This window comes from Micromonospora sp. NPDC000668, assembly GCF_042897975.1.
Lineage (GTDB): Bacteria > Actinomycetota > Actinomycetes > Mycobacteriales > Micromonosporaceae > Micromonospora.
Genome location: NZ_JBIAYP010000001.1, coordinates 780,318 through 799,118, shown reverse-complemented (window position 1 = coordinate 799,118; position 18,801 = coordinate 780,318). Strand labels below are relative to the sequence as shown.

General features: G+C 70.0%; 18 protein-coding genes. 11 read left to right on the top strand and 7 right to left on the bottom strand.

The features are described 5' to 3' along the window. Positions 1 to 128: 128 nt before the first annotated feature. A complete protein-coding gene (locus tag ACFY29_RS03630) occupies positions 129 to 2,291 on the top strand; it encodes an ABC transporter permease (RefSeq protein WP_386983117.1) in 2,163 nt (720 codons plus the stop codon). Positions 2,292 to 2,312: 21 nt separating this feature from the next. On the opposite strand, the gene ACFY29_RS03625 is transcribed toward ACFY29_RS03630, so the two are convergent. Next, positions 2,313 to 3,842, bottom strand: a complete 1,530-nt coding sequence (locus ACFY29_RS03625; protein WP_386983115.1) for a pyridoxal phosphate-dependent decarboxylase family protein — start codon at positions 3,840 to 3,842, stop codon at positions 2,313 to 2,315. A gap of 61 nt (positions 3,843 to 3,903) precedes the next feature. On the opposite strand from ACFY29_RS03625, the gene ACFY29_RS03620 reads away from it, so the two are divergent. Next, positions 3,904 to 4,092 carry a ribonuclease gene (locus ACFY29_RS03620; RefSeq protein WP_355603931.1) on the top strand — a complete coding sequence of 63 codons (189 nt, stop codon included), beginning with the start codon at positions 3,904 to 3,906 and terminating at the stop codon, positions 4,090 to 4,092. A gap of 81 nt (positions 4,093 to 4,173) precedes the next feature. On the opposite strand, the gene ACFY29_RS03615 is transcribed toward ACFY29_RS03620, so the two are convergent. Next, positions 4,174 to 6,417, bottom strand: coding sequence for a penicillin acylase family protein (locus tag ACFY29_RS03615; RefSeq protein ID WP_386983112.1), 2,244 nt, complete (start codon positions 6,415 to 6,417; stop codon positions 4,174 to 4,176). A gap of 285 nt (positions 6,418 to 6,702) precedes the next feature. Between ACFY29_RS03615 and ACFY29_RS03610 the strand changes: the two genes are divergently transcribed. Further along, positions 6,703 to 7,491: an SGNH/GDSL hydrolase family protein gene (locus ACFY29_RS03610; protein ID WP_386983110.1), complete on the top strand. Its 789-nt coding sequence runs from the start codon at positions 6,703 to 6,705 to the stop codon at positions 7,489 to 7,491. A gap of 67 nt (positions 7,492 to 7,558) precedes the next feature. On the opposite strand, the gene ACFY29_RS03605 is transcribed toward ACFY29_RS03610, so the two are convergent. Further along, on the bottom strand, positions 7,559 to 8,140 hold the full coding sequence (locus ACFY29_RS03605; protein WP_386983109.1) for a TetR/AcrR family transcriptional regulator: 582 nt from the start codon (positions 8,138 to 8,140) through the stop codon (positions 7,559 to 7,561). A 68-nt stretch (positions 8,141 to 8,208) separates the two neighbouring features. Here ACFY29_RS03605 and ACFY29_RS03600 point away from each other — a divergent pair, with 68 nt between their 5' ends. Further along, positions 8,209 to 9,222, top strand: coding sequence for a hypothetical protein (locus ACFY29_RS03600; protein WP_386983107.1), 1,014 nt, complete (start codon positions 8,209 to 8,211; stop codon positions 9,220 to 9,222). Between the two features lie 81 nt (positions 9,223 to 9,303). On the opposite strand, the gene ACFY29_RS03595 is transcribed toward ACFY29_RS03600, so the two are convergent. After that, the gene (locus ACFY29_RS03595) at positions 9,304 to 9,744 is read right to left on the bottom strand and encodes an exo-alpha-sialidase (protein WP_386984617.1); all 441 of its coding nucleotides are present in this window, start codon (positions 9,742 to 9,744) and stop codon (positions 9,304 to 9,306) included. 265 nt (positions 9,745 to 10,009) lie between these two features. On the opposite strand from ACFY29_RS03595, the gene ACFY29_RS03590 reads away from it, so the two are divergent. The 5 genes from ACFY29_RS03590 (at position 10,010) to ACFY29_RS03570 (ending at position 13,724) form a co-directional block, all read left to right on the top strand. Further along, positions 10,010 to 10,960 carry an ROK family protein gene (locus ACFY29_RS03590; protein ID WP_386983105.1) on the top strand — a complete coding sequence of 317 codons (951 nt, stop codon included), beginning with the start codon at positions 10,010 to 10,012 and terminating at the stop codon, positions 10,958 to 10,960. Further along, positions 10,957 to 11,637, top strand: a complete 681-nt coding sequence (locus ACFY29_RS03585; protein WP_386983103.1) for an N-acetylmannosamine-6-phosphate 2-epimerase — start codon at positions 10,957 to 10,959, stop codon at positions 11,635 to 11,637. Before ACFY29_RS03590 ends, ACFY29_RS03585 begins: the two co-directional genes overlap by 4 nt. Before the next feature lie 186 nt (positions 11,638 to 11,823). Next, a complete protein-coding gene (locus ACFY29_RS03580) occupies positions 11,824 to 12,414 on the top strand; it encodes a dihydrofolate reductase family protein (RefSeq protein ID WP_328418022.1) in 591 nt (196 codons plus the stop codon). Between the two features lie 46 nt (positions 12,415 to 12,460). Next, positions 12,461 to 12,973, top strand: coding sequence for a signal peptidase II (gene lspA / locus ACFY29_RS03575; RefSeq protein ID WP_386983100.1), 513 nt, complete (start codon positions 12,461 to 12,463; stop codon positions 12,971 to 12,973). 142 nt (positions 12,974 to 13,115) lie between these two features. Beyond that, positions 13,116 to 13,724, top strand: a complete 609-nt coding sequence (locus ACFY29_RS03570) for a hypothetical protein (RefSeq protein WP_386983098.1) — start codon at positions 13,116 to 13,118, stop codon at positions 13,722 to 13,724. An 82-nt stretch (positions 13,725 to 13,806) separates the two neighbouring features. Here ACFY29_RS03570 and ACFY29_RS03565 read toward each other — a convergent pair whose 3' ends face one another. Continuing rightward, on the bottom strand, positions 13,807 to 14,604 hold the full coding sequence (locus tag ACFY29_RS03565) for an SAM-dependent methyltransferase (RefSeq protein WP_386983096.1): 798 nt from the start codon (positions 14,602 to 14,604) through the stop codon (positions 13,807 to 13,809). 323 nt (positions 14,605 to 14,927) lie between these two features. Between ACFY29_RS03565 and ACFY29_RS03560 the strand changes: the two genes are divergently transcribed. Continuing rightward, positions 14,928 to 15,836, top strand: a complete 909-nt coding sequence (locus ACFY29_RS03560) for a hypothetical protein (RefSeq protein WP_386983094.1) — start codon at positions 14,928 to 14,930, stop codon at positions 15,834 to 15,836. A gap of 56 nt (positions 15,837 to 15,892) precedes the next feature. Here ACFY29_RS03560 and ACFY29_RS03555 read toward each other — a convergent pair whose 3' ends face one another. Beyond that, positions 15,893 to 16,351, bottom strand: a complete 459-nt coding sequence (locus ACFY29_RS03555) for a PPC domain-containing DNA-binding protein (protein WP_328418012.1) — start codon at positions 16,349 to 16,351, stop codon at positions 15,893 to 15,895. A 110-nt stretch (positions 16,352 to 16,461) separates the two neighbouring features. Then, a complete protein-coding gene (locus ACFY29_RS03550) occupies positions 16,462 to 17,424 on the bottom strand; it encodes a GNAT family N-acetyltransferase (RefSeq protein WP_386983092.1) in 963 nt (320 codons plus the stop codon). A gap of 308 nt (positions 17,425 to 17,732) precedes the next feature. Here ACFY29_RS03550 and ACFY29_RS03545 point away from each other — a divergent pair, with 308 nt between their 5' ends. Next, complete coding sequence (locus tag ACFY29_RS03545) at positions 17,733 to 18,776, top strand: fatty acid desaturase family protein (protein ID WP_386983090.1); 1,044 nt, start codon at positions 17,733 to 17,735, stop codon at positions 18,774 to 18,776. The last annotated feature ends 25 nt before the right edge of the window (positions 18,777 to 18,801 follow it).

The window sequence follows — 18,801 nt, the reverse complement described above, 5'->3', positions numbered from 1 at the left end:
CAAGGTAGCCGTTCCAAGACATTACAAGCCACGTGACTTACTCTTATAAGTCACGTGGCTTACGCGGGGCAAGCCTTCCGTTCCACGTGTGACGCAGACGCCTCCCGCAACCCGCCTGGAGTATCCCCTTGGACAGCTCGACCATTTCTGCTCCCGCCGCCGAGGCTGGCACCGGCCCGCCTGTCGAGGACCGCAAGACCCGGATCGCCCGGTATGTCGCGCTCTTCGTGATGCCGTTCCTCATGGTCACGATGATGTTCGCCACCTACGTGGCCACCATGCACTCCCCGCAGCCGCGCGACATGCCGGTGGCCGTGGTGGGATCGGGCGCGCAGGCTCAGGCAGTCGTCGACGGGCTGAACTCCGCGCCAGGCCGGGCCGTCGACGCACGCCTGGTCCCCTCCGGCAGTGATGCCGTCGAGCTGCTCGAAGAACGTGAGATCGCCGGGGCGATCGAGATCCCGGCCGCCGGTTCCCGCGAGGCGACCGTCTACACCGCGATGGCGGCTGGCGCTTCCCAGGCCACCACCGCCCAGCAACTACTTGCCCCGATCGCCGTGCAGCAGGACTGGACCACCACCACTCAGGACGTGGCCCCGCTGCCCGAGGGCGACCTGGCCGGCATCTCGGTGCTGTTCGCCGCCATGGGCATGATGCTGGCCGGGTACGTCCCCCTGAGCCTGCTGGTGATCGCCACCCCGCACCTGCTGTCGCTGCGGCGGTTCGTGCCGCTGCTGACCGGCTGGGCGGCGGCCACCAGCACGATCATCTGGCTCCTCCTCGGGCCGGTCGTCGGCGCAGTCGAAGGCCACTATCTGCAGTTCCTCGGCGTCGGGATGCTCACCGTCGGCGCTGTCGGCGCGGCCCAGCTGCTGTTCACCAAGCTGATGGGTCCGCTCGCCGTCCTGGTCGGCATGCTGCTGTACGTCGTGTTCGGCATGCCGTCGTCGAACCTGGCGCTGTCGATCGACGTGATGCCTGGCTTCTTCCAGTTCCTGCACGGCGTCCTTCCCCTGCCGGCCGCCGGGGAAGCGCTGCGCTCGCTGCTCTACTTCGATGGTCGCGGCGCAGGCGGGCACCTGTTGACGCTCGCCATCTGGCTGGTCGCGGGGCTGCTGCTGTCCCTGCTCAAGGAGCGCGTCAGCGGGAAGGCGATTCCGGGCGTGGCACCGGGCGTCCACCCCGGCACGCCGATGCCGGCGCTGGCCGGTGGTCCGAATCGACCGCTGTGGACGCGGTACCTGGCGGTGGCGGCCTTCCCGCTGTCGATCCTGGTGATGGTGGTCGGCCTGATGGGCTTCTCCATGCACAAGCCGCAGGTGCACAGCCTTCCCGTCATCGTGGTCAGCGCCAACGCGCAGCAGGCCGACCAGGTCGCCACCGGACTCAGGTCGAACCTGGGCGACATCCTCGACGTCGGCGTGGCCACGTCGGTCGACGACGCCACCGACCGGATCCGCTCCCAGGACGTGGTCGCCGCCTACGTCCTGCCCGCGGCGCCCGACGCCGCGGCGACGCTCTACACCTCCTCAGCTGCCGGGGTCAGCCAGCAGAGCGCGGTGCAGGCGATGTTCCAGCAGATCTCCGCCCAGCAGCAGGCCCCGTTGACGACCTCCGACGTGACGCCACTGACGGACACCGACACCATGGGCAGCAACAGCCTGTACGTCGGTATGTCGTGGATCATGGCCGGGTTCCTGATGCTGGCCGTACTGCGCGGCGGTGCGCCGGAGCTCAAGCGCCTGCGCCAGTTCCTGCCGCTGCTCGGCGGCTGGGCGATCGGCATGTCCGTGTGGCTGTGGGTGCTCTTCGACGTCATCATCGGCGCGGTCAACGGGCACGCCTGGGAGATGATCGGATTCGGCGCGGCGACCATCCTTGCCGTGTCCCTGGCCACCGCTGTCTTCACACGTACCCTCGGCCTGGCCGCCATCATCCCGGTGATGGTCGTGCTGATGCTGGCGGGCGTGCCGGCGTCCGGCGGCGGACTCTCGGTGTACATGGTGCCCGAGTTGTTCCGGCATCTGCAGGACATCCTGCCGCTGCCGGCCGCGGTCGACACCGCTCGATCCCTGATCTACTTCGACGGCAACGGGGTCGGCCGGAACCTGCTGGTCATCGCGATCTGGGGTGTGATCGGCCTTGCGCTGAACCTCGTGGTCGACCTCTGGCTGCGGCGCCGGGAAAAGTCGACGAAGGCGGCCCCTCCGGCTCACCTCGCGAAGGCACCCGACGTCGATGCTGACCGCCGCGAGGTCCGCGATGAGCTGACGGGCACCGCCGCCATCTGACGGCCGCCACGCTGACGCGCGTTACGCCGCGTCCGTCGAGTCTTCAGGGGTCTTCTCGACCACCTGCTCGGCGGCGCGGCGTACGTCGTCGAGCAGGATCTCCATGTCGCGCCGCGTGGTGCGGTAGTTGAGCACGCAGCCGCGCAGCGCGAAGCGGCCGTTGACGGTGGCGTTCGACAGGTACGAGCTGCCGGCCTGCTGGACTGCCAGCATGATCCGTTCGTTGAGGCGGTCGAGCTGCTCCTCTTCGGTGCGCGACCGTGAGCCGGCCCGTGCGTTCGGCGGCAGGTAGCGGAAGCAGAAGATGGAGAGTTCGACCGGGGCGAGGAGCTCGAAGTCGGCGCTGCCCTCGACGAGTTCGGCCAGGTGCCGGGCACAGTCGAGGTTGCTCTCGATCGCGTCGCCGACAGCTCGCGAACCGGCGTGCGCCAGCGTCATCCAGACCTTGAGTGCCCGGAATCGTCGGGACAGATCGGGGCCGTAGTCCCAGAAGGCGAAGGCCTCGGCCGGTTCGGTCTGCGTGACCCGGGTGTAGTCGGCGTCCAGGCTGAAGGCGGGCCGCGCCGCCTCGGGGTCGCGGTAGATGAGACAGCCGCAGTCCGCGGGCAGGTAGAGCCACTTGTGCGGGTCGAGGGCGATCGAGTCGGCCTCGGACAGGCCGTCGAAGAGCGGACGGGCCGTGGGGGAGAGCCGCGCGAAGCCGCCATAGCAGGCATCGACGTGCATCCACAGCCCGTACTCCCGCGCGACCGCTGCGATGTCGGCGAGCGGGTCGACCGCGCCGGTGACGACGGTGCCGGCGTTCGCCACCACGCAGAGCGGTTCCGCCCCGGCGGCCCGGTCCTCCTCGATGGCGCGGACGAGGGCGTCGACGTCCATCCGGAAACGGGCGTCCACCGGGATGTCGCGGACGTTCGCCCGCCCGATGCCGAGCAGCGCGGCGGCCTTGTGGATCGAGTGGTGGGTCTCGGTGGAGGCGTAGACGCGTAGCGGCGCCGGGTGGGCGGCCGCCCCGTGGGTGGCGACCGTGTCACCGCAGTGCCGGTGTCGGGCGGCGGCGAGCGCGGTGAAGTTCGCCATCGAACCGCCGCTCATGAACAGGCCTCCGGCACCGGGGTCGCAGCCGAGGGCCTCCTTGATCCAGTCGATGGCCACATGCTCCAGTTCGGCGGGAGCCGGTGCCGACCGCCACGCGGTGAGGTTGGCATTCAGCGCCGACGCGAGGAAGTCGGCCACCGAGGCGACGGCGGTGCCCGGCGCCGAGACGTACCCGAAGAAGCGGGGATGCCCGTTGTGCCGGGTGCCGGGCACGACCACCTCACGGAAGACCCTGAGCAGGTCGGCGAAGTCACGGCCCTCGACGGGCAGGGGCTCGGCGAGCGTCTCCTTCAGCGCGGCGGCGGAGGTGCGCGGGGCGATGGGCAGGTCACGGATCGAGTCGTGGTGGGCGGTTACCCAGTCGACGGATCGGGCCACCATGTCCCGGATCTGCTCCGTGGAGGGGTCCAGGGCCGATTCGACGCCGCGCCGATCGGGTGGAATCGAGGTCATGGCCCGGAGGATAGTCTGGATCTTGCCGTTTGCTGCTGTGGGTGCAGGGTAACTGGGCGTTGTGACCACACCTGAGCAGAGCCGGCGGCAGCAGGAGGATGCACTCGAAAGCGGCGAGGTGTATCAGGACGCCGAAGGACGCCGAACCAGAGACCCGGGCGCCGGGGCGGCGCACGCCAACAGCGAAGCCGACCGCAACGCCGAGCACCTGAGGCGTGGCGAGGTCGGGCCGGGCATCCCGGAGGAGTAGGCAGCCGGCGCCGAGGCGTGCCCGACCGGATGGCCGGCCTGGGCACGCGACGGCGTCGACGACCTGACTGTGGGCGAGTGATCACCTACCCGGCCGGTAGCTTCGCTCGACATGGCCCCTGAGGTCCTCCGGATAGAAGTAGACGGGGCGGAGGTTGCCGCTCGCGTAGCGTTCGACCTGGTCGTTGAAGTGCGGCGAGTCCGGGTGGCCGCTCGCGCCCCCCGCCGTCACGGCCCAGGCGCGCAGCCTCGGGCCGAACTCCACGACCGCCACGAAGCTGTTGCCGCTGGTGCCGTAGTAGCGCTTCGTTCCCGGGTAGCGCCTCGCCCCGAAGGAGGCGAGCGAGCCCCACTGCGCGGAGGTGAAGGGCACCGGCCTGCTCGGCTTGGCGTCGTCGAACGTCTGGACGATCGCGCCGTCGTTGCGCTGGAAGCGGTTGATCTCGCCCCAGGGCACCTGCCAGTTGCCGAAATCCTGCGTCAGCCGCTGCGTCGCCGCTTCGAGCGCGGTGAGTCGCTGCGCATCGGTGGCGCGCTCGGCCAGGTAGTCCCACATCGACATGCCCGCGTCTCTCGCCGCCTGGGCCAGCGGCGCCCAGAGCGCCTCGCCCCAGAACACGGCCAGCGACGTCGCGGTCGATTGCGCGCTCCAGCGGTAGTCCCAGCCGCGTAGCAGGCCGATCGGGTCGGCGAGCGCCGCCTTCTGCTGGTTGCCCCCGGGCAGCCTGTCCCATGCCGCGATCAGCCCGGGCACGAGTCGGGCGAAGGCGGTGAGGTAGGTGTCGAAGGCGGCAGCGATGAGCGTCTGCGGGGTGAAGTCGTCGCGCGCGGTGAGCACCCGGATCGCCTGCGGTCCACGGGGGTTCTCGCCGGCCTGGTCGAAGTAGCGCGGATAGTCGGCGGCGTCCGGGCTGTCCGGGCCGGCCGCGGTCCAGGGCCAGTTGTTGGCGTTGAACGCCCAGCCGTTCCTCGGGTTCACCGCCTGCGGAAGGCTCCGGAGGCTGTGCAGTCCGCGCCAATCCGTCGCCGGGTCGCTGCCGTCGACGGGCTTGCGGTAGTCGAAGCGATCGTCGCGGCGCGGCATGAACTGCGGCACCAGGAAGGCGATCTCACCCTTCGAGTCCGCGAAGAGCGTGTTGTTCGAGCTGTTGGCCTTGAGGCCCGCCACTTGGATGAAGTCCGCGTAGTCCCGCGTCTTGGTGCGCAGGAAGCTCTGCTGCAGCGCCTCGACCGGCTTGTTCATCAGCGCGAACGCGATCCACCTGCCGTCCGCCTCCCGGACGATCGGGCCGTGGTGCGTGGCGAAGGTGGTGAAGCTACGCCGAGCCCGCCCGCCATCCGTCGTGCGATACGACAGCGTGATCGTCTTCGTCGTCACCGGCCGCAGCGCGTTGCCGTAGCGGTAGGAGTGTCGGCCGTCCGCCCGGGTCACGATCGTCTCGGCGAACTCGTCGACGTTGTCGACGCCGCTCGACGTGTGCATCCAGCCGGTGTTCGGGTTGAAGCCCTGGTAGATGAAGAACTGCCCCCAGGTGGCCGCGCCATAGGCGTTGAGCCCCTCCCGGCTCGTCACGTGCTGCTCGGAGCGGAAGAAGAAGCTGGTGTGCGGGTTGATCAGCAGCAGGGCGTGACCGTTGCGCGTGTGGCTCGGCGCGATCGCCATGCCGTTTGAGCCGCTGGGCTCGCGGAACAGCAGACCGCGCTCGTCATCGGTCATCGGCACCGTGCGCTTGCTGTAGAAAGCTTCGAGTTGGGTGAGCGGCACCCGCTCGATGTCACCACCGATGCTGCCCTCGGAGAAGCTCAGCGGCATCCACGGCTCGAACCGCGTGAGCACACGTGGCTGCACCTCGGGGTGTGTCGCTAGGTAGTAGTTCAGCCCGTCGGCCCAGGCCTGCATCAGCTTGCGCAGCCAGGACGGGCTCTGCGCGTAGTCCCTCTTCAGCGCTCCGGGGTCGACGTACAGCCGCTGGCGCAGGTCCTGCCAGATCGCACCCTCACCCTCGGCCTCGGCGAGGCGGCCGAGGCTCACCAGATAGTTCCTCTCGATCCGGTTGAAGTCGTCCTCGGCCTGGGCGTACATCATTCCGAAGACCGCGTCGGCGTCGGTCCTGCCGACCACGTGCGGGATACCCCAGTCATCGCGGGTGATGGTCACGTGCGCCGCCTGCCGGTGCCAGCGGGCGACGTCGGGCGCGGTCCGCGGGGGAGCGGCGGCGGCGCCGGACGGCAGCCCCGCCGCGACGACCGCGGCGCCCGCTGCCAGTCCGGCTGCTCCGCCCAGTACGCGGCGTCGGCTCAACCTTTCGTTCTGCGGGTGGTTCATGAGGTGGTCCACCTTCCTCGGGGGTCAACGGATCCTGCCGGAGTGCCGATCGGAGCGGTGGCGGGCGCGCCCGATGGGCGCCTCGCAGGGGCGGCCGAGCCGTTCTGGACGACCGGTTCCGCGGGAGTTGCCCGCGACTGTCCTCATTGGACCCCTGCGACCACCGGCGGAAATTGCCGCAACCACGGAACTTGCCGGAAGGATCTTTCCAGCATCAATATTAGGTGATATCAATCTCCCACCGACCCTCCTACACCACCGGAGTGCAACGTGCGGAGATCCCGTTTGGCAACCCTCGTCCTGAGCCTGGTCACGGCTCTGGGCGCCACCCTCGCCCTGGCAGCGCCCGCCCAGGCCGCTCCCAGCGACCACTACGTCGCCCTCGGCGACTCCTACTCCTCCGGGGTCGGTGCCGGCAGCTACACCGCCGAGAGCGGTTCCTGCCAGCGCAGCACCAAGGCGTATCCGGCGCTGTACGCCACCAATGTGCAGCCCGCGTCGTACCGCTCGGTCGCCTGCTCGGGCGCCACCACCACCAGCGTGATCAACACGCAGCTTGGCGCGCTCAGCGCCGCCACGACCCTGGTCAGCGTCACGGTCGGCGGCAACGACGTCGGCTTTGCCAACATCATGACCACCTGCGTGCTCTACGGCACCACCGACTGCGTGGCCGCCGTGCAGGCTGCCGAGGACAAGGCCCGGGCCGACCTGCCCACCCTGCTGCGCAACGTCTACACCGGAATCCGGAACCGAGCGCCCTCGGCCCGGGTGGTGGTCGTCGGCTACCCGGTCTTCTACCAGCTGGGCACGACGTGTGTCGGGCTCAGTGTCACCTCGCGTACGAAGATCAACGAGGGCATCAACCTGGTGGACGACATCATCCGCACTGCCGCCGCAGCCGCCGGGTTCACCTTCGCCGACGTCCAGTCGCAGTTCGTCGGGCACCAGCTGTGCAGCGGCGGCACGAAGTGGTTGCACGCGCTCAACTTCGCCAGCATCGGGATCTCCTACCACCCGACCGCAGCCGGTCAGTCCGGCGGCTACTACCCGGTCTTCCGCTCCAAGGCCGGCTGAGTCCGGATACGCGGTCGGCCAGCAGCGGTATCACCCCGACCAGCCTCCGCGCGGCCGCCGCGCACGTTCAGTGGCGGCCGCGCACGAGCGGTAGGAACACCTCGTCCACGATCTCGACCAGCACCTCGTCGGGCACGGAGGGGATGCCGCGCATCGCGTACTCGGCGCGCAGCAGCATCATCGGCGTCGTCGCCACCCGGTGGTGCACGGCCGCGGCCGGTGCCTCGCCTCGGGCTGCGGCGCGCTCCAGCATCGCCAGCCAGGCGCGGTCCATGGTGTCCGCGCCGGACCGCTCCCGCATGAGAGTGAGCAGCTCGGGGTCGTCGGCCGCGGCGACGAGCAACCCGCGCAGGATCGCCCCGTACGGCGACGACCACGTCTCGTTCGCCCGCCGCAGCATCTCCAGCGCGTCGCCCCGCAGGGCGCCTGTGTCCGGGTTCGGTAGCACGGCGTCGGACAGGTGGCGGTACGCCGCGATGCCCAGCGCCGCCCGGTGCGGCCACCGGCGGTAGATGGCGTTCTTGTTGGTCCCGGCCCGGGCGGCGACCCGGTCCATGGTCATCCCCGCGTAGCCGGACTCGCGCAACTCCTCAGCCGCCGCGTGCAGGATCGCCCGCTCCAGCTCCTCGCCCCGGCGCCTCGTACTCATGTCTTGCAGGGTACTGCGCGTACCCTATAAGGTACGCGCCGTACCTTAAGAGCGAGGAGAGCCGTCCGATGCGCGTCTTCGGCATGAACTACGACACCGGTTTCGTGAGCGCGGGTTCCACGACCCACGAGCCGTTCGACCCCGAGACCGTGCGGCGCGACCTGCGCGTCATCCGCGACGAGTTGCACTGCGACGCGGTGCGCATCACCGGCGGGGTCCAGGACCGGCTCGAGCTGACCGCGAGGTTCGCCGCCGAGGCCGGGCTCGAGGTCTGGTACTGCCCGTTCACCAACGGCCTCGACCGCGACGGGCTCATGGCGTTCGTGCTCGACGGCGCGGAGCGGGCCGAGCGGCTGCGGCAGAGCGGGGCGTCGGTCGTGTACCTCACCGGCTCCGAAATCGCCATGTTCACCGACGGCTTCCTGCCCGGCCGCGACCTGGCCGAGCGCATGGCGCTGTTCACCGACCCGATGCGGATGCGGGAGGCGGTCCCGGCCGCGCGCGCCGCGGTGCGCGACTTCCTCGCCGAGGCGGTGCCTGCGGTGCGGGAGCGGTTCGGAGGGCCCGTCGGCTACGCCTCGATCCCGCTGGAGGCCGTGGACTGGGCGCCGTTCGACATCATCGCCAGCGACGCCGGGTACCGCGACGCGACCAACGCCGCGGCGTTCCCGCAGACCCTGGCGGCCGCGGTGGGGCAGGGCAAGCCGTACGCCGCCACCGAGTTCGGCTGCTGCACGTTCCGCGGCGCGGCCGACGTCGCGGGTGGGGCGGAGCCGGTGACGTACGACGAGCACGGCTGCGCCGCGAAGCTCACCGCATTGCTGGAGCGCGACGAGGAGGGCCAGGCCCGCTATGTCGTGGACCTGTTGCGCGACTACGAGGCCGGCGGGGTGGAGGCGGCATTCGTGTACACGTTCGCGAACCGGCACCTGCCGACCACCGACGACCCGGAGCGCGACTTCGACCTGGCCGCGCGCGGGATCGTGCGGGTGCTGCCGGACGGCTCGTGGACGCCGAAGGCTGCCTTCCACGCCCTTGCCGCGTACGGCCGCTCGCGTGTGCAGAGCCGGTTGGCCGCTTAGGGCCGGTCGGCCACTTGGTGACACCAGGACGTGGTCTTCGCTGACACTGCCAGCGAAGACCACGTCGAGATATCACAGCTCTCAGGCCCCCTTGACCCAGTCGAGGCTGAATCGGGCGAAGTGGATGCCGCCGGTGTTGCCGACCTCGTACAGGTTGCCGATCTGTCCGTTGGACAGCACGGCCATCGTGGAGTAGCCCGCGCCGCCCGGCTTGATCAGCGCCCGGGCCGGCCAGCTGACGCCGTCGTCGGTGGACAGCCGGACGGTGAGGTCATTGCGCGCGGTCGGGTGAGCGTTGTTGCTGAACAGAGCGGTGCGGGTGCGGATCGGCGCACCGTTCGTGCCCAGCTCCGACGGGCGCAGGTAGGACAGTTCGTCGGCGTTGCACAGCGGATCGGTCAGCACGGCACTGGCCGTGGCCGGGCCGAACGTCGCGCCTCCGTTGGTGGACGTCGCGTAGAACCGGCTGCGGGTGCCGTTGTGGCGCATGTTCTGCACGACGGCCCCGGTGTTGCGCTCGATCGCCTTGCTCTCGTTGATGGTCCCGCCGGCGGACCCACCGCGCCCGCCGTGAGCAGGACCGCCTGACTCGACTGTTCCGCATCGTCGACGCGGCCGACCTCGGCACGTCGGCAGGAGCGACCAGGGGTGTCGGCGCGTTCAAGACCGCGCTGGCCCTGCTCGGTGTCATCGCCACCAACGCGGTGTCACTTCCCATGCGACCGCTCGACGCGGACGAGACGGCCCGCGTGCGTACCCAGCTGGAACTGGCGGGGCACCTCTGACCATGACCGAGGCAAGCAAGCCCCGAGCGGTCTCCGCCGAGGCGGTCGCCGCGCTCGACATCGGGGGCACCAAGACGGCGGCCGCCATCGTGACCAGGCAGGGGAAGGTCGTCGACCTTGTCACCGCCGCGACCCCGGGCAGGGCGGGGGCGTCCGCCGTACTCGACACCGCTGCCGGCCTTGTCAGCGAACTGATGGCGAGGTCGGCGGGTACGGCCGTCCGGGCTCTCGGGGTCGGCAGCGCCGGGGTGATCGACAGCCGGACGGGCCGGGTGCTCTCGGCCACCGATGTCCTGACCGGCTGGGCCGGCACGGACCTGCGCGGCACCCTGCACCAGCGGCTGGGGCTGCGCGTCACGGTCATCAACGACGTGCACGCGCACGCCCTCGGTGAGGCGCGCCACGGCATCGCGGCCGGGTGCGAAACGGTGCTCTTCATCGCCGTCGGCACCGGCATCGGCGCCTCGTTCGTCGTCGGCGGCACCGTGCTCGCCGGCGCGCACTCCGCGTCCGGCCACGCCGGTCACCAGTCCTCCCCGTACGCCGGGTCACTGCGCTGCACCTGCGGCGGACAGGGCCACCTGGAGGCGATCGCCTCCGGGCCCGGCCTCGCCACCGAGTACGCGCGGCGTACCGGTCAGCCGGTCGACGACCTGCGGTCCGTGGCCGCACTCGCCGAAGACGGCGACGAGACGGCCAGAGAGATCATCCTGCTGGGCGGGGCCGCTGTCGGCTCGGCCGTCGGCGGGTTGGTCAACATGCTCGACCCCGACGCGGTCGTGATCGGTGGCGGTGTCACCGGCCTGGGCGAGCTCTGGTGGCAGGCACTTCGTGACGCGGTGAAGCGGGAGACGTTGCCCAGCTTGGACGACGTGCCCGTCCTGGCCTCGGCCCTCGGTTCGCACGCCCCACTTCTCGGTGCCGCCTCGCTGGCCTGGGAGGCCCTGGCATGAACACGCTGATCGCGCAGCTCCGTCACCGGCTGGTCGTCTCGTGCCAGGCGTATCCCGGTGAGCCGATGCGCGACCCGGACACGATGCGCCGGGTCGCCCTCGCCGCCGTCCAGGGCGGAGCCGCGGGCATCCGCGCCCAGGGCCTGGCGGACATCGCGGCCATCCGGGACGCGGTCGACCTCCCGCTGATCGGGCTGTGGAAGGACGGGGACGACGACGTCTTCATCACTCCCACGCTCGACCACGCGCTGGCCGTCGCCCGGGCCGGTGCGCACATCGTCGCGCTCGACGGCACCACTCGACCACGGCCCGACGGCCGGTCCCTCACCGAGACCGTCGCCGCCTTGCACGAGCAGACCGGAGCCATGGTGATGGCCGACTGCTCCACCCTCGACGAGGGAATCGCCGCCGCCGCGGCGGGCGCCGACCTGGTGGGCACCACCCTGGCCGGCTACACGTCGTACACCAGCAAGCAGCCCGGTCCGGACCTGGATCTGGTCGCCCAGCTCGCCACCGCGATCGACGTGCCGGTGATCGCGGAGGGCCGGATCCACACACCGGCGCAGGCGGCGCAGGCGTTGCGGGCCGGCGCCTGGGCGGTGGTGGTGGGCACTGCGATCACCCACCCCACCACCATCACCGGCTGGTTCGCGTCGGCGATCGCCGACGCCAGGTAGGGCGCGAGGCACGACCTGCTGCGCTGCCAGGAGCGGGAGAAGGCTGGCCGGGCGGAGGATCCGTCGAAGCGACGCAACAGTTGCGGGCAAGGTGGCTTTTCCCGGTGTTGTCGATCCGGGGGCGGGTCGTTCGTGTAGCTGGTGAGAGGCCGGCGAAGGGCCGACCGCTTACGCGAGGAGAGCACCATGGGCAAGGTCGTCGTGGTCCAGAACGTGACACTCGACGGGGTCATGCAGGCGCCGGGCGGGGCCGACGAGGACACGCGGGGAGGCTTCCCGTACGGCGGCTGGGCCCGCCCGTATGCCGACCAGGTCATGGCCGAGACGATGGGCAAGGGCATGAGCGAGGGTGGCGGGATGCTCTTCGGCCGCCGCACCTACGAGCAGTTCTACGGCTTCTGGTCGAAGCAGACCGACGGTAACCCGTACACCGAGGTCCTCAACCGGAGGCGCAAGTACGTCGCCTCGCGCGCTCTGGCGGAGCCGCTGCCCTGGGAGAACTCGTCCCTGCTCGAAGGCGACGCGGCCGACGCCGTGGCCACGCTCAAGCGCGACGTCGAGGGCGACCTGATCGTGCTCGGCAGCGGCGAGTTGGTGCGGTCGCTGGCCCGAGCCGGCCTGGTCGACGTCTACACGCTGTCGATCCACCCACTCACGCTCGGCACCGGGATGAAGCTGTTCGCCGAGGGTGAGGACGCGTACGGCACGTTGGAACTGGTCGAGGCCGTACCGACGACAACCGGCGTGATCATCGCTACCTACCGCCCCACCGCCTGACGGTCATCGTTGGTGTGCTCTGGAGGCGACCCGTTACTGTTCCGGTGTGTTCCGCGCCGTTGTGTTGATCGCTGCCCTGGTGCTCGTCTCCGACCAGGCCACCAAGTACTGGGTCCAGTCCACGCTGTCCGCCGGCCAGACCATCTCCGTCGTCGGTGACCTGCTGCAACTGCGACTGGTCTACAACCCCGGTGCCGCCTTCTCCATCGGCTCCGGGTCCACCTGGATCTTCTCGATCACTGCGGCTGCGGCGGTGGTCGGGGTGACGGTCGTGGCGCGGCGGGTCACCTCGCGGCCCTGGGCGGTGGCGTTGGGGTTGGTGCTCGGCGGTGCGGCGACGCATCTGCTGGACCGCCTCTTCCGCGAGCCGGGTTTCGCCCGGGGACACGTTGTGGACTTCATCGACTACGCCGGATTCTTTGTCGGCAATGTCGCTGATATCGCCCTGGTCGTCGGCGTCGGCCTCGTCATGGTGCTCAACCTGCGAGGCATTCCGCTGCGCGAGCCGACCGCTTCCGCCGGGGCCAGCACCACTGACCAGGTGTTGCCCAGTTCCTGAGTCGGCCCAGCGTCTCGGTCGGCCGGGCGGCGTCGCGGTGGCGATGCTCAATGTCCCGCGCATGACCGTCGGTTTTCCGTCCGGCCGTTCCCGAAGCTCGTATCGTGACGATGACCCCGGTCAGTCACGGACGGTGAGGTGCATGGACGACGGCGAACGCGAACAGGCGTTGCTCAGCGCCCTCACCACCGAGCATTTCGTGCTGCAGACCTCGCGCAGCGCGACCATCACCGAGTCGGTGGGCCGGGCGACGATCTTCCTGTCCATGCTCTCTGCCGCGCTGATCGGGCTCGGCTTCGTTGCCAGTAACGCCGCGCTCGTCCGGCCGTACCTCGGGGCGGTGCTGCCGACGCTGGTGATCACCGGAATGCTCACGTTCCTGCGGCTCGTGCAGAACATGGTGGAGAACGAGCTGGATCTCGCGCGGATCCAACGCATCCGGGCCTACTACCACCGCCGACTGGCCGGCGATCACAAGTTCTTCGCCGACGCGGTGCAGGGCGAGGTCACCACGCAGGCGACCTGGGCGGCGGTTGGCAGCACGCCCGGGCGAGCGCAGTTGCTGCTGACGACGGCGGCGTTGGTCGGTGCCGTGAACGCACTGCTGGCGGGGCTCGTGGTCACGCTGTTGGTCGGACTTGCCGGGTTGTCGTCCGGGCTCGCGATCGGCGTCGGCAGCGTGTTGGCTCTGCTGGCCTTCGCCGCCCAGGTCGTCTACATCAATCGCAGGTCGATCTCCCTGCCCGGGTAGGGAGATCGACCCGACGGAAACCCTGCCGGCGGGCCCAGGCCGGTGCGAGACCGGCCCGGGCTCCCGGACCGAAGGTGAACGGTCAGGGCTTGCGGGCCACCGCACCATACGCGTCGATTGCCTGTGCGTCGGGCTCGTCCGGCCGCCACAGCGGGATCGGCACCAGGCCGGGCTCCACCATTGTCAGCCCATCGAAGCAGCTCGCCAGCTCCTGGGGGCTGCGCAGGATGTACGGGACACCCCCGCTCTCGGCCAGCCGCGCAGCGCCGGAGACCACCGCCGGGCTGGTGTCGGTGCCGTCCCACAGCACCAGGTGGCTGCCGGAGGCGGTGGCGTTCATCGTCTGCTGGACGATCGAGCGCACGACGTTGATGTCGGGCTCGTAGCCCATCACGCCCATGTACATCACGGCGATGGGCTGGCTGAAGTCCAGCGTCGCCGCCGCCTCGGTGAGAATCTTCTCGGGGTCGTGGTAGTCGGCGGGCACGTAGTTGGTGACGCCCTCGGAGGTCGTGTTGGCCAGCAGTGCCCGGGCGTGCACGAGCACCATCGGGTCGTTGTCCACGTAGACGATCCGCGACTCGGGCGCGACCTCCTGGGCGACCGCGTGGGTGTTCTGCATGGTGGGCAGGCCGGTGCCGATGTCCAGGAACTGGCGGATGCCGGCCTCGGCGGCCAGGAATCGTACGGCTCGCACCAGGAACCGGCGGGACTGCTGCGCCATGAGGACGATCTCCGGGTAGACCTCGGCCACACCGTCACCGGCCGCCCGGTCGGACTGGAAGTTGTCCTTGCCGCCCATCCAGTAGTTCCAGATCCGTGCCGCGTGCGGCACGTCGGGCTGAAGCTTCGCGGCGAGTTCGGATTCCAGGCTAGCCATGCGAGGCTCCCCTCGAGAAATGTCATCCTGTGTGGATCGCTGGCATCGTACCCACGTCCACTGTCGACGTACTGCCCGGCTGGGCCGGTCGGTCGTCGGCACGCCGGTGTCTCGGCCGCCCGACCCGGCATCACCGCCGGGGACATCGCCGCCTTCTGCAGGATGACCCTCAGCGCCGACAGCGACGTAGCCCGAGCGAAGGCGATCAAGGTCATGCTCGGCGGTCTGACCAGCCCACCACCGGCTGACGCACTCCCTCGGCCAGATCGAGGCGCTGGTCAGGCTCGCGTTGCCCCCGGTCAGCCCGTGACATGATTGGACCCATGGCAAAGCAGCAGGACGTCGGCGGGCCCGACCGTCACAACGGGTCAGGTTCCACCGCCTACCGGGAGATCGGTGGTGGCGCCGACGCGCGGCTCGCCCTCGCACAGGACCCCGCAACGCCACAGATGACCCTTTTCGACCTGGCGTCCGACCCGTCGCCCGTGGTCCGTAAGGCGGTCGCGGTCCGGATTGACGCACCCGCGCAGGCACTGCGCCCGCTGACCCGGGACCCCGATCGTGACGTCCGGGAGGCCGTGGCGAGAAACCCCTCGACCTCGATCGCCAATCTCCTGCGACTGGTCAAGGACGCCGACCGGTGGGTCCGCTGGGCGGTCGCCGGCAACCCGGCTTGTGACGAGTCCGTTCGCCGTGTGATGTCAGAGGCACCCGACAAGGAGCTTCGTGGTCTCCTCGCGGAGACGCGGGAGCTGGAGCCTGATCTCGCCGCCAAGCTGATCGACGACGTCTCACCCGAGGTACGGGAACGACTCGCCACCCACAGCCACGACCCGGATGTGATCACCGCTCTGCTGGCCGATCGCACCGTACGCGTACGCAAGGGGGTCGCCCGCAACCCGCGGACCACGGCCGAGCAGCGCCGCGCGCTCGCCCAGGACCCCGTGGTCGACGTCCGTGCCGCGCTGGTCCGTGCGGTCGAGCTGGACGAGGCGGATCTGGAACTCCTGGTTGACGACCGTTCGGTGCAGGTCCGCCTGGCGATGGCGAAGTCCGAGGTCATCCCGGCGCACATCCGGCACGCACTTGAGCGTGATCCCGACGAAACGGTGGCCAGTGCGGCACGGGAATTCCGCCCAGGATCGGGCAACTCTTCGGTGGTACGGGCTCCACGCGTCGGTCACCGGCCCTCCGGGACCGCCCCGGGTCGACCGGGCGGCGCCGCGCGCTGAGGCCGGAGGCATGACGCCCCACCGCTGCAACTGCCGCCGCACCGGGCAGTGCGATTTCACGCAGCGGATGGTGGCCCGTAGGTGGTTGCCGGGAGCAGGGCGAGGCCGGTCTCTGGATCAACCTGTTTGGTGAGGCTGGCGCCAACCTCGGTGAGGATGACCTCCAGCGTCGGCCAGACCTCACCCCGCATGAGGTGCCCGCCGACGGTCGTGCCGTCCCGGCGGCCGAGGACGGTGTGCACGTGCAGGGCGATCTTGCCCCGGTCATCCGCGATGTCGCCCAGCAGAGACAGGACCTCGACCTGTTCGTCCACGGGGATGCGGACGTAGTCACGCCTCTCGCGGTCGAAGTAGCCCACCTCGGCCGAGTGGAACCCGCCGACAGCGGTGACCCGCGCGCCGCGGATATCGCTCTGGGTTGCCGCCTGGTGGATGGCGGCCACCGCGTCCTCACCCTTGTCCACGGCGACCACCACGACCCGCCGGCCACCGTCGGCCAGCTCGGTCTTTCTCATGATCGTTCCTCCCGGTCGGATAGCGGGCGGCACCGGGTGACGCATACGGCGTCGGACGGCGCCCGCGTCCCGGTGTCGCGTCACCTGCGATACCCGTTGCCGGCGCACGTTCACGGATCGCGGCGTGATTCCCGCCTCGAGCTCGTCCGCTGAGGTGGTTGTTCTCCCGGTTGCCCTGGCCCATCAAGCTTCTTTTCGAACCAGTGGTGCGCGAAGTGCTCGTTGTTGTACGGCTCGATCTCCTGGTACCCGGCCGCGTGGTACATCGCGATCGCTTCGGTGAGATTTCGATTCGTGTCCAGCCGGACGGTGGTCCAGCCCCGCTCGCCGGCGTACCGCTCCAGGTCGCGCAGTATCCGCCGGCCGATGCCGAGCCCGCGCACGGTGTCTGCCACCCAGACCCGTTTGATCTCGGCGGGTGCGTCGGGGTGGAGTTTGACCGCGCCGCAGCCGACGGGCTCGGAGTTGAGGGTGGCGAGTAGGAACACGCCGGCGGGCGGGATGAGCTCCTCGTCGTGGACGGGGTTGCTGAGCGCCGGATCGAACCCGCCGTCGAACCGCCGGTTGATGTCCCGGGCGTAGGCGCGCACGCACGCCCGGGCGCGGGGGTCACCCGGCGGGCAGGGCTCGATGACCACCATCGACGCGATGAGCAGCCGCTCGACCTGGGCCATCGCCGCGACGAGCCGTTCGCGGTGTGGCTCGGTGAGCGGTGCGAGGATAGCCGAGGCGAACTCGTCGGAGCGCTCGTCGAGCTTGGCCCACTCCGCCTGCCCGGCTCCGGTGAGCGCGGCGGCCCGTACCCGTGCGTCGCCGCCGGGCTGGTCGGCCGGTCCGACGGTGACGAGCCCGTCGTTTTCCAGGGCACGCAGCAGCCGGCTGAGGTAACCCGAGTCCAGCCCGAGTCGGGCCCGTAGCGCGGCCACCTCGGCCCCGTCGGGGCTGATCTCCCACAGCAGCCGGGCCTGCGCGAGGGGGCGTCCGGAGGCCATGTATTCGTCGTCGAGTGCCCCCACTCGCTGGGTGACCGTCCGGTTGAAACGCCGCACCGCGGCGACGAACTCCGATCTCATATAGCTGACTTTAGTCAGGCATGTAGGGTCGGCGCTAGACAAATGCTCGGCCCGAAGCGGAGATCGATCTTCGCCGTCGGCGCCCGGCCCGCGGTCCCGCGTAATCCGCGTAATCCCTTCCGGCGCAAGCTGTTCAACGGCCTGCTCAACGATCCACGGAGGCGTAATCTGATCCAGCGGGAGCCGGCCGCCAGGCGGCCAAACCCAGCACGCAGCAGAAGAGTCAACAGCTCATGGCCCGCCTGACCGGCTGGTCGAGCCGACGCCGCTGAGAGATCCGGCGGACAGGGACCAGCGGGAGCTGCAAAGTGAGCGACATCAATCTTGGCGTCGACCGCCAGCGGGGCAGCGACTACGCAGATCTTTCCCGGCAGGTCCGCGCAGCGGGTCTGCTCGATCGGCGGCCAGGCTACTACGCGCTGCGGATCGGCCTCGTCGTCGGCTCCTTCGCCGGCTTGTGGGTCCTGTTCGCTCGACTGGGCGAATCGTGGTGGCAGCTCGCAGTGGCAGTAGCACTCGCGGTGGTCATCGCGCAGGCCGGGTTCATCGGCCACGATGCCGGACACCGGCAGATAGCCCACTCGCGCCGGGCGAACGACCTGATCGGCATCGTGCACGGCAACCTCCTGACCGGGATCAGCTACGGCTGGTGGGTGGACAAGCACAACCGGCACCACGCCCACCCGAACACCGAAGGCAAGGACCCGGACATCTCCGTGGCGCCGTTGTCGTTCACCACCGACCAGGCCCGGCGACGGCGTGGCCTGGCCGCACTGTTCGTCCGTCACCAGGCGTTTCTCTTCTTCCCGCTGCTCCTGCTGGAGGGCCTGCACCTGCACGCCATCAGCCTCCGCGCCGTCTTCAGCCCACGTCGCCTCGCGCGTCGACCCGCCGAAGCCGGGCTGCTGGCCCTGCACGTGGGCGGCTACCTCGCCGCCGTGTTCCTGGTCCTGAGCCCCGCGCAGGCGGTCGTGTTCATCGTCGTCAACCAGGGCCTGCTGGGCCTCTACCTCGGCTGCTCCTTCGCCCCCAACCACAAGGGCATGCCGATCCTCGGCGCCGACGACAACCTCGACTACCTGCGGCGGCAGGTGCTCACCTCCCGCAACGTCCGTGGCGGGCGGCTCCTCGACGCCGCTCTGGGTGGCTTGAACTACCAGATCGAACATCACCTGTTCCCGAGCATGCCGTGCCCCAACCTGGGCCGCGCCCGGCCATTGATCCAGCGGTTCTGCGCCGAGCACGAGATCAGCTACCACGAAACCAGTCTGGGCCGCTCCTGGGCGGAGGGGCTGCGCCATCTGCAGGACGTCGGAAGCCCCGAACCTCGTACCGATGCCGCGGTGCGCTGAGCTGCCACAGCGCCATGGCGGCCCG

What these genes read in the sequence shown, in the direction of transcription:
- ACFY29_RS03590 (WP_386983105.1), top strand. Translation starts at nt 10,010, where the DNA reads ATGACCGAGGCAAGCAAGCCCCGAGCGGTCTCCGCCGAGGCGGTCGCC.
- ACFY29_RS03555 (WP_328418012.1), bottom strand. Translation starts at nt 16,351, where the DNA reads ATGAGAAAGACCGAGCTGGCCGACGGTGGCCGGCGGGTCGTGGTGGTC.
- ACFY29_RS03560 (WP_386983094.1), top strand. Translation starts at nt 14,928, where the DNA reads ATGGCAAAGCAGCAGGACGTCGGCGGGCCCGACCGTCACAACGGGTCA.
- ACFY29_RS03625 (WP_386983115.1), bottom strand. Translation starts at nt 3,842, where the DNA reads ATGACCTCGATTCCACCCGATCGGCGCGGCGTCGAATCGGCCCTGGAC.
- ACFY29_RS03605 (WP_386983109.1), bottom strand. Translation starts at nt 8,140, where the DNA reads ATGAGTACGAGGCGCCGGGGCGAGGAGCTGGAGCGGGCGATCCTGCAC.
- ACFY29_RS03585 (WP_386983103.1), top strand. Translation starts at nt 10,957, where the DNA reads ATGAACACGCTGATCGCGCAGCTCCGTCACCGGCTGGTCGTCTCGTGC.
- ACFY29_RS03600 (WP_386983107.1), top strand. Translation starts at nt 8,209, where the DNA reads ATGCGCGTCTTCGGCATGAACTACGACACCGGTTTCGTGAGCGCGGGT.
- ACFY29_RS03580 (WP_328418022.1), top strand. Translation starts at nt 11,824, where the DNA reads ATGGGCAAGGTCGTCGTGGTCCAGAACGTGACACTCGACGGGGTCATG.
- ACFY29_RS03570 (WP_386983098.1), top strand. Translation starts at nt 13,116, where the DNA reads ATGGACGACGGCGAACGCGAACAGGCGTTGCTCAGCGCCCTCACCACC.
- ACFY29_RS03550 (WP_386983092.1), bottom strand. Translation starts at nt 17,424, where the DNA reads ATGAGATCGGAGTTCGTCGCCGCGGTGCGGCGTTTCAACCGGACGGTC.
- ACFY29_RS03565 (WP_386983096.1), bottom strand. Translation starts at nt 14,604, where the DNA reads ATGGCTAGCCTGGAATCCGAACTCGCCGCGAAGCTTCAGCCCGACGTG.
- ACFY29_RS03615 (WP_386983112.1), bottom strand. Translation starts at nt 6,417, where the DNA reads ATGAACCACCCGCAGAACGAAAGGTTGAGCCGACGCCGCGTACTGGGC.